The 12,767-nt window shown below is 64.9% G+C and carries 15 protein-coding genes; 7 read left to right on the forward strand and 8 right to left on the reverse strand.

The window, feature by feature from the left end; translation table 11 throughout:
• Positions 1–50 precede the first annotated feature (50 nt).
• Complete coding sequence (locus AKN83_RS21195) at positions 51–1,256, forward strand: serine hydrolase domain-containing protein (RefSeq protein ID WP_244522037.1); 1,206 nt, start codon at positions 51–53, stop codon at positions 1,254–1,256.
• Between the two features lie 103 nt (positions 1,257–1,359).
• Here AKN83_RS21195 and AKN83_RS21200 read toward each other — a convergent pair whose 3' ends face one another.
• Together AKN83_RS21200 and AKN83_RS21205 are read right to left on the reverse strand one after the other, a co-directional pair.
• A complete protein-coding gene (locus AKN83_RS21200) occupies positions 1,360–2,733 on the reverse strand; it encodes a PleD family two-component system response regulator (protein WP_050404841.1) in 1,374 nt (457 codons plus the stop codon).
• Positions 2,734–2,748: 15 nt separating this feature from the next.
• Positions 2,749–3,114, reverse strand: a complete 366-nt coding sequence (locus tag AKN83_RS21205; RefSeq protein ID WP_016845968.1) for a response regulator — start codon at positions 3,112–3,114, stop codon at positions 2,749–2,751.
• A 228-nt stretch (positions 3,115–3,342) separates the two neighbouring features.
• On the opposite strand from AKN83_RS21205, the gene AKN83_RS21210 reads away from it, so the two are divergent.
• Both AKN83_RS21210 and AKN83_RS21215 read left to right on the forward strand, forming a co-directional pair.
• Positions 3,343–3,642 carry a DUF3572 domain-containing protein gene (locus AKN83_RS21210; RefSeq protein ID WP_050404840.1) on the forward strand — a complete coding sequence of 100 codons (300 nt, stop codon included), beginning with the start codon at positions 3,343–3,345 and terminating at the stop codon, positions 3,640–3,642.
• Entirely contained in the window at positions 3,621–4,937 is a 1,317-nt protein-coding gene (locus tag AKN83_RS21215; RefSeq protein ID WP_050404839.1) for a DNA polymerase IV, read from the forward strand. The genes AKN83_RS21210 and AKN83_RS21215 overlap by 22 nt, the downstream gene beginning before the upstream one ends.
• 115 nt (positions 4,938–5,052) lie before the next feature.
• On the opposite strand, the gene AKN83_RS21220 is transcribed toward AKN83_RS21215, so the two are convergent.
• Positions 5,053–5,454, reverse strand: coding sequence for a RidA family protein (locus AKN83_RS21220; protein ID WP_050404838.1), 402 nt, complete (start codon positions 5,452–5,454; stop codon positions 5,053–5,055).
• A gap of 158 nt (positions 5,455–5,612) precedes the next feature.
• Positions 5,613–6,479 (reverse strand): cell envelope integrity EipB family protein, encoded by an 867-nt coding sequence (locus tag AKN83_RS21225; protein ID WP_050404837.1) that lies wholly within the window; start codon positions 6,477–6,479, stop codon positions 5,613–5,615.
• Positions 6,480–6,745: 266 nt separating this feature from the next.
• Between AKN83_RS21225 and AKN83_RS21230 the strand changes: the two genes are divergently transcribed.
• The 4 genes from AKN83_RS21230 (at position 6,746) to AKN83_RS21245 (ending at position 9,851) form a co-directional block, all read left to right on the forward strand.
• Positions 6,746–7,213, forward strand: coding sequence for a RidA family protein (locus tag AKN83_RS21230; RefSeq protein WP_050404836.1), 468 nt, complete (start codon positions 6,746–6,748; stop codon positions 7,211–7,213).
• Between the two features lie 3 nt (positions 7,214–7,216).
• Positions 7,217–7,969: a glycerophosphodiester phosphodiesterase gene (locus AKN83_RS21235; protein ID WP_050404835.1), complete on the forward strand. Its 753-nt coding sequence runs from the start codon at positions 7,217–7,219 to the stop codon at positions 7,967–7,969.
• Between the two features lie 155 nt (positions 7,970–8,124).
• Positions 8,125–9,372, forward strand: a complete 1,248-nt coding sequence (locus tag AKN83_RS21240) for a GNAT family N-acetyltransferase (RefSeq protein ID WP_050404834.1) — start codon at positions 8,125–8,127, stop codon at positions 9,370–9,372.
• A 53-nt stretch (positions 9,373–9,425) separates the two neighbouring features.
• Positions 9,426–9,851: an HIT domain-containing protein gene (locus AKN83_RS21245; protein WP_050404833.1), complete on the forward strand. Its 426-nt coding sequence runs from the start codon at positions 9,426–9,428 to the stop codon at positions 9,849–9,851.
• 117 nt (positions 9,852–9,968) lie between these two features.
• Here the strand turns inward: AKN83_RS21245 and tsaA are convergent, their stop codons facing one another.
• The 4 genes from tsaA to AKN83_RS21265 form a co-directional block, all read right to left on the reverse strand.
• Positions 9,969–10,460, reverse strand: coding sequence for a tRNA (N6-threonylcarbamoyladenosine(37)-N6)-methyltransferase TrmO (gene tsaA / locus AKN83_RS21250; RefSeq protein ID WP_050404832.1), 492 nt, complete (start codon positions 10,458–10,460; stop codon positions 9,969–9,971).
• 3 nt (positions 10,461–10,463) lie between these two features.
• Positions 10,464–11,444 carry a Bug family tripartite tricarboxylate transporter substrate binding protein gene (locus AKN83_RS21255; protein WP_063695449.1) on the reverse strand — a complete coding sequence of 327 codons (981 nt, stop codon included), beginning with the start codon at positions 11,442–11,444 and terminating at the stop codon, positions 10,464–10,466.
• Positions 11,445–11,506: 62 nt separating this feature from the next.
• On the reverse strand, positions 11,507–11,851 hold the full coding sequence (locus AKN83_RS21260; protein WP_050404831.1) for an AzlD domain-containing protein: 345 nt from the start codon (positions 11,849–11,851) through the stop codon (positions 11,507–11,509).
• A complete protein-coding gene (locus AKN83_RS21265) occupies positions 11,848–12,600 on the reverse strand; it encodes an AzlC family ABC transporter permease (RefSeq protein ID WP_050404830.1) in 753 nt (250 codons plus the stop codon). The genes AKN83_RS21260 and AKN83_RS21265 overlap by 4 nt, the downstream gene beginning before the upstream one ends.
• Positions 12,601–12,767 lie beyond the last annotated feature (167 nt).

Below are 12,767 nucleotides of genomic sequence, written 5' to 3' on the forward strand. Positions count from 1 at the left end.
GAGATTGGCGGCGACCGCGTAACAACTTGCGGCACAACTGGGGAACGACCATGGAAGATTTGAAGGTGACGGCCACCGGCTACGATTTCGCGCCGGCTCGCGCCGCCATGCAGCGCTATGTCGACAACAATCTGCTGTCCGGCATCTCCTGGACGGTTCTGACCGGGCGCGACGTCGCTGACACCGGCTGCGTCGGATGGGCCGACAAGGAAGCGCAGATCCCGCTGCGCGCCGACCACATCTTCCGGGTGTTCTCCAACACCAAGTTGATCACTTCCTGCGCGGCGCTGCTGCTGTTCGAGGACGGCCGCTTCCGGCTCGACGACCCGATCGAGACCTTCATCCCGCAGCTCGGCAACCGCAAGGTGCTGCGACCGGGCGCGACGTCGATCGATGACACCGAGCCGGCGCAGAGCTCGATCACGATCCGCCAATTGCTGAGCCACAGCGCCGGTTTGAGCTATGGGTTCTTCGATCCCGGCACCGTCATTTTCAAAGCGCTGAACGAGCGCGGCGTGCACAATCCCAACACGACCCTGGCTGAAATGGTCGATGTGCTGGCCGATCTGCCGCTGATCTATCAGCCGGGTACGTCATGGGAATATTCGCTTGCGATCGACGTGGTGGCACGCCTGGTCGAAGTCGTCAGCGGCCAGAGCTTCGACACGTTCATCAAGGCGCGCATCCTCGATCCGCTCGGCATGGCCGATACCGGCTTCGTCGTTCCGGAAAGGGATCACAGCCGGCTCGTCGCCTATTACGCCGGCGCCGACCTGATGGAGCCGATGAAGCCCGGCCTCACCCGCACCGACAATGCGCCCTTCCCCGGTGCCTATCTGCGCCCGGTCGCAAGGCTCAACGGCGGCGGCGGCCTGGTGTCCACGCTGCCCGACATGGTCGCGCTGATCCGCAGCCTGCTGCCGGGCGGACCGACATTGCTGAAGCCGGACACGATCGCAATGATGATGTCCAACCAGTTGCCCAACGGACAGTGGATCCGGTTCGCGATGATGGGCGAGCAACCCGGCAAGGCGCACGGACTTGCCGGTGGCCTGATCCTCAATCCCTCGCCGATCGATCATCCGGACGCAGCCGGCGAGTTCTATTGGGGCGGCGTCGCGGGCACGCAGTGGTGGATTTCGCCCAAAAAGGGCATCGCCGGCGTGATGATGGCGCAGCGCCAGATGGCGTTCGTCCATCCGTTCTCGTTCGAGTTCAAACGGATGGCCTACGACGCGGTGAAGCGCGGAAGATAACGGCGCTTCGTAGCTCGGATGAAGCGCAGCGAAATCCGGGTATCGCGCCAGATGCACAGGCGTCCCGGATTACGCTGCGCTTCATCCGGGCTACGAGATCGCGTTACGCCGCGGCAGACACCACGCGGTTGCGGCCGTCGTGCTTGGCGCGATAGAGCGCGGTGTCGGCGCGCTTGAGCACATCGGTGACCTGCTCGCCTTTGCGCTCCAGCGTGGTCAGCCCGATCGAGATCGTGACCGTGATCCGCTTGCCGCCCTTGTCGACGGCAAACGGCTCGCCCGCGATCGAGCGCCGCAGCCGCTCAGCGACCATGCTTGCGACGTGCAGGTCGGTCTCCGGCATCACGATCACGAACTCCTCGCCGCCATAGCGGCAGGCGAGATCGATGCCGCGGATCGACTTGCGGATGCGAACGGCGAATTCGCGCAGCACGTCGTCGCCGGCGTCGTGGCCGTAGGTGTCGTTGATCGCCTTGAAGTAGTCGATGTCGAGGATCATCAGCGCCAGCGGCTTGCCGCGGATCGAAGCCTGCTCCGCCAGCGTCGCGAGGTGGCTCTCCATGTAGCGCCGGTTGTTGAGGCCGGTCAGCGCATCCGTGATCGCCATCTCGATCGAGTTCTGCACGTTGTCGCGCAGATGATCGGTGTAGCGGCGGCGGCGGATCTGGGTGCGCGCCCGCGCCAGCAACTCGTTCTTGTCGACCGGACGCAGCAGGTAGTCGTTGACGCCGATCTCGAGCCCGCGCATCAGCCGCGCGTTGTTGTCGGCATCCGAAACCGCGAGGATCGGCACCTGGCGCGTGCGCTCCAACGAGCGGGCCTGGCTGCACAGCCGCAGGCCGTCGAAATTGTCGAGGCTGAGCGACACGATCAGGAGGTCGTAATTGCCTTCGGCCGCGTGGAACAAGGCTTCCGCCGGATTGACCTCGACGTCGACGGTGTGCTCGGCGGAAAGGATCGGCGCCAGCTTCTCGTAGGACGACGGCCGGTCGTCGACCAGCAGGATGCGGCCGCCCGTTCCCCGGTCGGCGATCGCGCTGCGCTCGGGCGCCTGCATGCCGATCTCGAGCGAGGTGATGGCGCGCATGCGCAGCTCATCGGTCATCATCTTCAGCCGCGTCAGCGAACGTACGCGCGCGATCAACACGACGTCGGACACCGGCTTGGTCAGGAAATCATCGGCGCCGGCTTCGAGGCCGCGCACGCGATCGGCCGGACTGTCGAGCGCGGTGACGATGACGACGGGAATGAAATGGGTCGCCGGATTCGACTTCAGGCGGCGGCAGACCTCGAAGCCGTCCATGTCAGGCATCATGACGTCGAGCAGGATGATATCGCATTCGGCGCGCGTGCAGATATCCAGCGCCTCGGTCCCGTTGGACGCGGTCAGCACATCGAAATATTCGGCTGACAGACGGGCTTCCAACAGCTTGACGTTCGCCGGAACGTCATCGACGACGAGGATACGCGCGGACATGGCACCACAACTCCCCTATCCGATAAATCGTCGGACAGTCTCAATAAATTTGCCGACCGAGATCGGCTTGGACAAATAGGCTTCGCAACCGCCCTCGCGGATGCGTTCTTCGTCGCCCTTCATGGCGAAGGCGGTAACCGCGACCACCGGAATCGTGCGCAGATCGGGATCGTCCTTGATCCAGCGCGTGACCTCGAGGCCGGAAACCTGCGGCAGTTGAATATCCATCAGGATGAGATCGGGGCGCAGCTTGCGGACGAGATCGAGCGCTTCGAAACCATTGCTGGTGCCCGAAGTCTGATAGCCATGCGCTTCCAACAGATCGCGAAAGAGCTTCATATTGAGCTCGTTGTCCTCCACGATCAGGACGGTTTTGGCCATCCCGTCCCTCCCAAACCCAGGAGACGGGCCCTGCTGCGGCACCTCACGCGCCGCGCTCGGGACGCGTCGAAAATGTGAATTCAAACTAGCGCCAGAATCGCTCTAACCCGTTAACCCGACATCCAACTTCCGCAGCGTGGTTTCCGTTGCTTGAACACACGCGGAAGACTCGGGCATGATGGGCCTCTCAATAGAGACCATAAGTTAACGGAAAGGCAAACCGGCGCGTTGAAAAAGCCTGTTCACAACCCCCGGGAAGTTGCTGAAATCGTTGCGATTCAGGCGCTGGGCTTCATTGCCGGCGATCCTGAACGGCTGGGCCTGTTCCTGGCCGAGTCCGGAATCGGTCCGGAGACGCTGCGGAACGCGGCGTCCGATCCTCAATTTCTTGCGAGCGTGCTCGAATTCGTGATGCGCGACGATGCCACGGTGACGGCGTTCGCCAAGGCCTCGGAACTGCACCCGACCAACATCGCCGCCGCCCATCAGGTGCTGGGCGACCCGAAATGGGAGCGCGACGTGCCGTGACCACGGCAGCGGCAGCGTCCGACGGTCCGCTCAGCTTCTGCCGAGACTGCCTCGGCGATCTCGACATCAAGGTGAAGCGCTGCAGCCATTGCGGCTCGCCGCGGCTGGTGCGCCATCGCACCCTGCCCGCGCTGGCGCTGGCGCATATCGATTGCGACGCCTTCTATGCCACGGTCGAGAAGCGCGACAACCCTGAGATTGCCGACCGCCCTGTCATCATCGGCGGCGGCAAGCGCGGCGTGGTGTCGGCCGCCTGCTACATCGCCCGCACCTACGGCGTCCGTTCGGCGATGCCGATGTTCAAGGCGCTGGAACTCTGTCCCGACGCCACCGTGATCCCGCCCGACATGGCGAAATATGTCCGGGTCGGGCGCGAGGTGCGTCAGGCGATGCAGGCGCTGACGCCGCTGGTCGAGCCGCTGTCGATCGACGAGGCCTTCCTCGATCTCTCCGGCACGCAGCGCGTCCACGGCATGATCCCGGCCAAGGTGCTGGCGAAATTCGCCCGCGACGTCGAGCGCGACATCGGCATCACGGTGTCGGTCGGGCTGTCCTGCAACAAGTTCCTCGCCAAGATCGCCTCCGACCTCGACAAGCCGCGGGGCTTTGCCGCGCTCGACCAGGACGAGGCGCGCGAGATGCTGGCCAGCAAGCCGGTCGGATTCATCTACGGCGTCGGCCCTGCGACGCAAGAGAAGCTCGTGCAGCGCGGCTTCCGCGTCATCGCCGATTTGCAGCGCGCCGACGAGAACGAGTTGATGAAACAGTTCGCGAGCGAAGGCCGCAGGCTGTGGCGGCTGGCGCGCGGCATCGACGACCGCTCTGTGGTGCCGGATCGCGGCGCCAAGACGATCTCGAGCGAGACCACCTTCGAGACCGACATCCGCGACTTCGCAACGCTGGAAAGGCTGCTCTGGAAACTGTCGGAGAAGACCTCGGCGCGGCTGAAGAGCAGCGAGCTTTCGGGCTGCACCATCACGCTGAAGCTGAAGACCGCTGATTTCCGCCAGCGCACCCGTTCGCAATCGATCCAGACGCCGACCCAATTGGCCGCAAAGATCTTTGCGGTGACGCGCGAGATGCTGGCCAAGGAGATCGACGGCACCGCCTTCCGCCTGATGGGCGCCGGCGTCAGCGCGCTGCGCCCGGGCTCGCAGGCCAATGATTCCGACATGCTCGACCGCCGCTCGGCGCACGCCGAACGCGCGATCGACAATCTGCGCAAGAAGTTCGGCAACGCCGCCGTGATCCGGGGCATTGCCTATGAGGGGCCGCCGAAGAGCGCGGAGGACTAGCAGCTATTCCAGCCCCGTCATTGCGAGCGAAGCGAAGCAATCCATGCTTCAGCATACGGGGAACGATGGATTGCTTCGTCGCTTCGCTCCTCGCAATGACGGGGAGGCACTGTCCTCAATCCGCCACCGCCACCGCCTCGATCTCGATCAGCCATTCCGGCGCCGCGAGCGCGGTGACGCCGACGAGCGTCGAGGCCGGCGGCTCCATGCCCTCGAAGAACGCCGAGCGCGCCTTGCCGATGATCGGCCGCAGCTCCGGTCTGTAGCCGACGACGAAGGTCGTGATCTTGACGATGTTGGCGTAGCTCGCCCCGGCCGCCTTCAGCGCCATGCCGAGGTTCTGCATCACCTGCGTCGTCTGCGCTGCGAGGTCGCCGGCGCCGACCACGCGCCCCTCCTCGTCGACAGAGACCTGTCCCGAAATGTAGATCGTGCGCGCGCCCGAGGCGACGACGACGTGGGAGTAAGCCGGATTGTGATGCAGGCCGCTGGGGCGCAGATGGTCGAGCTTGGTCATGAGGTGCCTCCCTGACACACGCGTGTTTGGGGAAGCCTATCCGGCCGCAGCGCGCTCGACTAGAGAGGACGTCATTCCGGGATGGTCAAGGACCAGACCCGGAATCTCGAGATTCCGGGTTCGATGCTTCGCATCGCCCCGGAATGACAACTACGTTGTCACTTGCAGGGCTTGGAATCCCTGACGTCGAACTTGTCGAGCGCGCCCGAGATCACGAAATCGTTGTAGTCGAGCACCAGCGCGCGGGAGACGCCGTTCTCGTAGAGCTCGAACGACATCGCATAGACCGGCGTCTGCTCGCCGTCCTTGGCGCGTGCGTCGCTGTCGTAATAGCTCACCGTCACCGGCCAGCGCGTCATGGTCTTCATCGCATCGCTCGCGGTCGACGGATCGGGCGACGACGGCGCGCGGTCGCCGGCGATCGGCCGGCCGATCACGGTCAACGTGTTGTAGACCTTCTCGCCATTGTCGGAGCCGTCATAGACGGTCTGCTCGAGCACCGATTTGCCGTCGCGGGCGGCGGCGATGATGTGCTGGATCTGCTCGGTCGGGAACACGATCTTGCCGTCGAGATTGAAGGTCTTCTTCACCGGCTGGGTCAGCTTTACGGTGATATGATCGCCGACGCGCTCGGCGATCCCGTCGACCGGCGAGGAGTCGCTGTCGTTCATCCGCGTGTCGATCTTGAAGCGGTAGCTCTTGCCCGAGGCGTCCTCCCAGGACGAGGAGCGCAGATCGGACAGCGTCACCTTGCCTTCGCCGCTGTCGAGCTCGGACACCTGGCGGAATTCGGAGGTGTAGCCTTCGCAGGAGCTGCCGGAGAAATTGTAGAGGATGCGTCCGCGCGCATCACTGACCGAATTGGAGCCGCGCGATTTCACGAGGCTCAGATCGTACAGCGCCTGATGCGCCAGAAACGGCCCGCTCGCCGCGGCAGCCGACGACCCCTGCGCCAGACCGGATCCTGCGGCAACGGCGATCGTGAGCACCAGGGCACGCGACGGATTGCGAAACGGCAGGGTCATGGTTTTTCCTCGATGAGGCGGGGATTCGTCACAATAGTAACGGTGGTATTGCGCCGCAACTGGGGCAAATCTGACAAAATCGCAATGTATGCGGCGAAAATGCCGTGATTCTTGACCGTTTTCCGTGCGATTCCTCAACGTCGGGGCGCGCGGCCCTTCACCTGACCGCCGCTTGCAACCGGCGGCACGATGCGCGAAACAATCGAAACAAACTTGGCCCTGACCGCGTTTCAGGCTTCGTGCAAATCCAATCTGGGGACAAAAAGATGGCGGGTACCGTCGAACAGAAACTGGCGTCACAGGGCATCACACTTCCGCAGCCGACCTCCCCGGTCGCGAATTACGTCCCCTTCGTCCGCAGCGGAAACCTGTTGTTCGTGTCGGGCCAGGTCTGTTTCAACGCCGAAGGCAAGCTGATCGCCAAGGGCAAGCTCGGGGCCGGCGTCACGCTCGAGCAAGGCGTCGCCGCGGCGCAGGGCTGCGCGATCAACCTCCTGGCCCAGGTCAAGGCCGCGCTCGGCGATCTCGACAAGGTCGTACGCGTGGTGCGGCTCGGCGGCTTCATCAACTCGGCGCCGGATTTCTTTGACGGGCCCAAGGTGCTGAACGGCGCCTCCGACCTGATGGTCGCAGCGTTCGGCGACAAGGGCCGCCATGCCCGCACCACCGTCGGCGTCGCCTCGCTGCCCGCCGACGCCGCGGTCGAGGTCGAGGGCGTGTTCGAAGTCGCCTGATCGATGCGCGCCCCTGAGTGGCTGACCAAACGGCCGGTCGCCCATCGCGGCCTGCACGATGCCGCACGCGGCGTCGTCGAGAACATGCCGGCCGCGGCCAACGCTGCGGTCGCAGGCAATTTCGCCATCGAGTGCGATATCCAGCTCACCGCTGACGGCGAGGCGATGGTGCATCACGACGATGCGCTCGGCCGCCTCACCGAAGGTTCGGGCCTGCTCGCGACCAAGACCGCCGCCGAGCTGAAGGCGGTGAAGTTCAAGAATACCTCCGAGCACATGATGACGCTCGGCGATCTCTGCGCGCTGGTCGCCGGCCGCGTGCCATTGGTGGTCGAGGTGAAGAGCCATTTCGACGGCGACCGCAGACTGGTTCGACGTATGGCCGAGGTGCTGTCATCCTATTCCGGCCCTGTCGTCGGCATGTCGTTCGATCCCGACCAGGTGCTGGCACTGCGCGAGATCATGCCGAACCTGCCGCGCGGCATCACCGCCCAGCGCACCTATGACGACAGTTCCTGGATCAAGCTGACGCCGGCGCAGCGCGACGGCATGCTGTACTTGCGCCACGGCTTCAGGACCGAGCCGCATTTCGTTGCCTTCTGGGTCAACCAGCTGCCGGCGCCGGCGCCCTGGATCGCCCGCAACGTGTTCGGCTGCCCGCTGCTGGCCTGGACCGTGCGGACAGTGGAACAGCGTGAACGCGCGGCACGCTACGCCGACCAGATGATCTTCGAGGGGTTTGTGCCGGGAACCTGACATGACGTCCGCAGTCTTGAACTCCTCGCTGCGACGCACGATGTTGTCAGGAGTTGGTCGTCATCGGCGATGGCGGAATGCGGAGCATGATCCGGAAGTGGAGCCAGCTATTCCGGAAAGATCATGCTCGAAAGAGGCACCGGTCTTCACTCTCGATGGCGTCGTCTGAAATCACCCTAGAGGCTGTAGCTGACATCGGCGGCATTCCGGCGGCCGAGTGGGACGCCTGCGCCAATCCCAAGGCCGACGTGGACAGCATCCACAAGCTCGACACGCTGGCCTCGCCCGCTTCCGCAGGCGATTGCCAAACGATCGCAAGTTCGAGCTACAACCCCTTCGTTTCCCACGCCTTTTTCGCCGCAGCCGAAGCCTCCAACTCGGCCTGCCCGCGGACCGGCTGGGGCCCGCGGCATCTGATCGCCAAGCTCGATGGCCGGATCGTCGGAATCGTGCCCTGCTATCTGAAATCGCACTCGCAGGGCGAATACGTGTTCGACCGCGGCTGGGCCGAGGCCTATCACCGCGCAGGCGGCAGCTATTATCCGAAGCTACAGGTCTCCGTCCCCTTCACGCCCGCCACCGGGCCCCGGCTGTTGATCCGCGAGGGGGTCGACCGCGAAGTGATCGGCTCGGCGCTGGCGCGCGGCCTGCGGGCGCTCTGCAACGCCACCGAGGCCTCCTCCGTGCACGTCACCTTTGCCCGCGAGGACGAGGCAAAATTCCTCGGCACCCACGGCTTCCTGCAACGCACCGACCAGCAGTTCCACTGGCACAATCAGGGCTACAAGACCTTCGACGATTTCCTGGGATCGCTGAACTCGCGGCATCGCAAGGGCATCAAGCGCGAACGCCGTGAGGCGCTCGCTGCCGGGATCACCATCCACTGGCTGACCGGCTCCGACATCACCGAGGACGCCTGGGACGCGTTCTTCGAGTTCTACATGGAGACCGGCTCGCGCAAATGGGGCCGACCGTATCTGACCCGAAAATTCTTCTCGCTGATCGGCGAGAGCATGGCCCGCGACGTGCTGCTGGTCATGGCCAAGCGCAACGGCCGCTGGATCGCCGGCGCCATCAACTTCATCGGCTCGGACACGCTGTTCGGCCGCAACTGGGGCGCAATCGAGCACCACCCGTTCCTGCATTTCGAGGTCTGCTACTATCAGGCGATCGATTTCGCGGTTCAGCGCGGGCTCAAGGTCGTCGAGGCCGGCGCGCAGGGCGAGCACAAGCTGGCGCGCGGCTACCTGCCGCAGACCACCTATTCGGCGCATTTCATTGCCGATCCCGGCTTGCGCCGCGCCATCGCCGATTACCTCAAGCGCGAGCGCGATTATGTCGCCGAGGTCGGCCGCGAGCTCACCGAGGCCGGTCCGTTCCGCAAGACAGTCGACGACGCTTGACGTTTGCCTCGCGACCGAGACATTAGATCCACAAAATCCAGGGAGCCGCCGCCATGCCCGCCGCCTATGACAACAACAACCCCTTCGCAAAAATCCTGCGCGGCGAGTTTCCCAGCTACAAGGTCTACGAGAACGAGCACGTGCTCGCCTTCCTCGACATCATGCCGCGCTCGCCCGGGCATACGCTGGTCATCCCGAAGGCCCCTGCCCGCAACATCCTCGACATCACGCCCGAAGACTACGCCCACGTCGCGCGCGCCGCCCACAAGATCGCCGCCGCCGCGATGAAAGCGTTCGAGGCCGACGGCATCACCGTGCAGCAGTTCAACGAGCCCGCCGGCGGCCAGGTCGTGTTCCACCTGCACATGCATGTGATGCCGCGCAAGGACGGCGTCGCGCTGCTGCCGCCCGCCAGCCACAAGGAAGACGGCAAGGTGCTGGAGGCGCACGCGGCGAAGCTGATCGCGGCGTTGAAGTGACGCCCACCGCTGTCATTCCGGGGCACGCGTAGCGCGAGCCCGGAATCCATTTCACCAGGAGACGCGCGGCCAGATGGATTCCGGGCTCGTCGCTACGCGACGCCCCGGAATGACGAGCTACTCCGTCTCGAAATCCCCCGGCTGCGGCGGGGCCAGCGGGGTGAACTCGCAGCGGTCCGGTTTGACGTCGATCAATGGCGTCTCGTCGAGGCAGTCGAGGCCGCGCACCAGGATGACGTTGCCCTCGACGCCGACCAGCTTGACGATCGAGGTCCCGATCGGGTTCGGCCGCACCGGCGAGCGCAGCGAGAAGGTGCCGCGGGTGTTGCCGTTGTTCTTCGGAGATTGCAGCACGATGTCGCGGCGCGACTGGTGCAGCCAGTACAGCACTTCGAGGTTCGAATAGAAATCGACGCCCTTGATCGCGGCGACCCAGGGCTCGAAGATCTCGAGCCGGCATACCGGGCCGTCATGCCGCCCCTGCCGCGGCGTCGCCAGCCGCGAGGTCCAGGGCGTGCGGATGCGGCCGATGAAGACCAGCGCGGCGTCGCGTGCCACCGGCATGTCGACGGCGACCTCGCCCTGGCGCAATTCCATTTCACGTACCATGTGTCAGTCCAGCGATATGTTCAGCGCCTTGACCACGCCCGCCCACCGCGCGCGATCGGTGTCCACAAATCTGTCGATCTCGGCCTGGCTCTTTACGCGCAGCGGCGGAAAGCCGATCCTGACCAGCGAAGCGCGAAACGCCTCGTCGTTCAAGGCCCGGTCGAGGCTCGCCTTGATCTTGGCCGCGATCTCGTCCGGCACCTTCGACGGCGCTGCAATACCATACCAGACGCTGACCGCATAATCGGGATAGCCGCTCTCGGCGATCGTCGGCAGATCCGGCAGATCGGGGATGCGCTCGGTCGAGCTGACGCCGAGCGCGCGCAGCAGGCCTGACTTGATCGGCGGCAGCGCGGTGCCGAGCGTGTCGAACATCAGCTGGATGTTGCCTGACAGCAAATCCTGCAACGCGGGTCCCGCGCCCTTGTAGGGCACGTGGGTCATCTCGACGCCGGCCATCTGCTTGAACATCTCGCCGGCGAGGTGAACCGTGCCGCCGGTGCCGGCCGACCCGAAATTGAGCTTGCCGGGATTCTTCCTGGCGTAGGCAACGAACTCAGCGATCGTCGTCGCGGGCACGGACGGATTCACCTCCATGATCATCGGTGCATCCGTGATCACAGACAGCAGGCGAAAATCCCTCGCGGGATCGTAGGGCAGCTTCTTGTAGAGCAGCGGATTGAGCACGAAGATCGAGGCGGCCGTCACGAACAACGTGTAGCCATCAGGGTCGGAGCGCGCCACCGCCTCGGCGCCGATCGCGCCCTGCGCGCCGGCCTTGTTCTCGACCACGACCACCTGCTTGAGATCGCGCCCGAGATATTCGCCGACGAGGCGGCCGAGCACGTCGGTCGGCCCGCCCGCGGCATAGGGCACCACGAGCTTGATCGGACGCGTCGGATAGTCGGCGGCACGCGCCGGCAGCGCTGCTGTCAGCAAGGCAGTCAGAGCCACGATGAAGGCCGATGATGCGCGCCGCGGCATGGCGTTTCCCCTGTTCTTGTTTTCTTGAAGAACGAGAGTAGCGGATAATGCGGGCGCCGCAATCAGCCGAGCCAGTATTTGCCCGCGATCAGGACGATCTCGCCCACGAGCACGCCGGCGAAGATCGACTTCCGCGCCAGCATGAACGCGACGAAGCCTGCGGCGACGGCGCCGTAACGCAGCCAGTCCGGCACGCTGGCGAGCGCGCCCGGCGGCTGCACCACGATCTGCGCGATGATGCCGGCGAGGATTGCGGTAGCGACCGCCCTCACCCAGACCAGCAGCTCGGAATTCTCGTCGATGCCGCCGCCGAACCACAGGCCGAGCATGCGCCAGATCTGGTTGGGGATGACGCCTGCCACGAACAGGATCGCCAGCGCGTGCCAGTCGCCGATGAAGGTGCTCATGCGCCCGCCTTCACCATGCCCGCCCTCGCCCGGTGCACGCCATAGGCGACGGTTCCCGCGAAGACGCCGCTGACCAGGATATCGACGCCGCTGTTCAGCATCGCCGCCAGTGGGAACAGCAACAGTCCGAGCACCAGCGCAATGACATCTGCGAGCTCGCGGCAGTTGCGCGCGGTGGAGAACAGGAAGGCGAGCGGCGTCAGCATCAGCATGCCCGCGGCCAATAGCGGCGTCAGGTTGGCGGCGAGCGTGTAGCCGATGGTGTTGGCGAGCAGGCAGACCGAGACGAGCCCGAGGCCGAGCCCGTGGATGAAGGCGATCCGCCGGTTGCGCGGCACCTGCGGCAGGAAGCGGTAGCATTCGACCCACAGCGTTACCGCTGTGAGATGCGCCACCAGGATCAGTTGCCGCCGCTTGGTTTGTTCGGTGCGCATCAACGGCAACACCGACACCACCATCGGAAACAGCCTGATCGCGCTGACCGTGACCGCGATCGCCGATTGCAGCACGGTAGCGCCGGAGCCGAGCGTGGTGATCACGATGATCTGCGCGGGGCCGGCCCAGACGAACGCCGTGCTCGCCAGCGTCCAGCCCAGCGAGAAGCCGCTATCATGCGCCAGCGCACCGATGCCGAGATAGGTCGCAAACAGCACCAGGGTCAGCACCGTCGCACCAATCGACCGCGCACCCCACAGGAAGGCGCGGAACGAGGTCTGCCATTGCGGAGAATCGAGCGGAGGAAGCGCCACGGGAAGCCGGATGGTTTGCAATGTCGGCGGCTTAGGGCGCGATGCTCAATGGGTCAAGCAAGCGGCGGCACAGGGCGGGTATGCAGTAGCCCGGATGGAGCGAAGCGCAATCCGGGACAGCTCTGCCCCACAGCAAGAGCGGCCCCGGATTTCGCTGGCGCTTCATC

It is taken from the genome of Bradyrhizobium embrapense, assembly GCF_001189235.2.
Taxonomy (GTDB): Bacteria; Pseudomonadota; Alphaproteobacteria; order Rhizobiales; family Xanthobacteraceae; genus Bradyrhizobium; species Bradyrhizobium embrapense.

Coding starts and splice junctions, on each gene's coding strand:
- AKN83_RS21225 (WP_050404837.1), bottom strand. CDS start 6,479: ATGACCCTGCCGTTTCGCAATCCGTCGCGTGCCCTGGTGCTCACGATC.
- AKN83_RS21215 (WP_050404839.1), top strand. CDS start 3,621: ATGGGAGCGCGACGTGCCGTGACCACGGCAGCGGCAGCGTCCGACGGT.
- AKN83_RS21220 (WP_050404838.1), bottom strand. CDS start 5,454: ATGACCAAGCTCGACCATCTGCGCCCCAGCGGCCTGCATCACAATCCG.
- AKN83_RS21255 (WP_063695449.1), bottom strand. CDS start 11,444: ATGCCGCGGCGCGCATCATCGGCCTTCATCGTGGCTCTGACTGCCTTG.
- tsaA (WP_050404832.1), bottom strand. CDS start 10,460: ATGGTACGTGAAATGGAATTGCGCCAGGGCGAGGTCGCCGTCGACATG.
- AKN83_RS21230 (WP_050404836.1), top strand. CDS start 6,746: ATGGCGGGTACCGTCGAACAGAAACTGGCGTCACAGGGCATCACACTT.
- AKN83_RS21200 (WP_050404841.1), bottom strand. CDS start 2,733: ATGTCCGCGCGTATCCTCGTCGTCGATGACGTTCCGGCGAACGTCAAG.
- AKN83_RS21235 (WP_050404835.1), top strand. CDS start 7,217: ATGCGCGCCCCTGAGTGGCTGACCAAACGGCCGGTCGCCCATCGCGGC.
- AKN83_RS21205 (WP_016845968.1), bottom strand. CDS start 3,114: ATGGCCAAAACCGTCCTGATCGTGGAGGACAACGAGCTCAATATGAAG.
- AKN83_RS21240 (WP_050404834.1), top strand. CDS start 8,125: ATGGCGTCGTCTGAAATCACCCTAGAGGCTGTAGCTGACATCGGCGGC.
- AKN83_RS21195 (WP_244522037.1), top strand. CDS start 51: ATGGAAGATTTGAAGGTGACGGCCACCGGCTACGATTTCGCGCCGGCT.
- AKN83_RS21245 (WP_050404833.1), top strand. CDS start 9,426: ATGCCCGCCGCCTATGACAACAACAACCCCTTCGCAAAAATCCTGCGC.
- AKN83_RS21260 (WP_050404831.1), bottom strand. CDS start 11,851: ATGAGCACCTTCATCGGCGACTGGCACGCGCTGGCGATCCTGTTCGTG.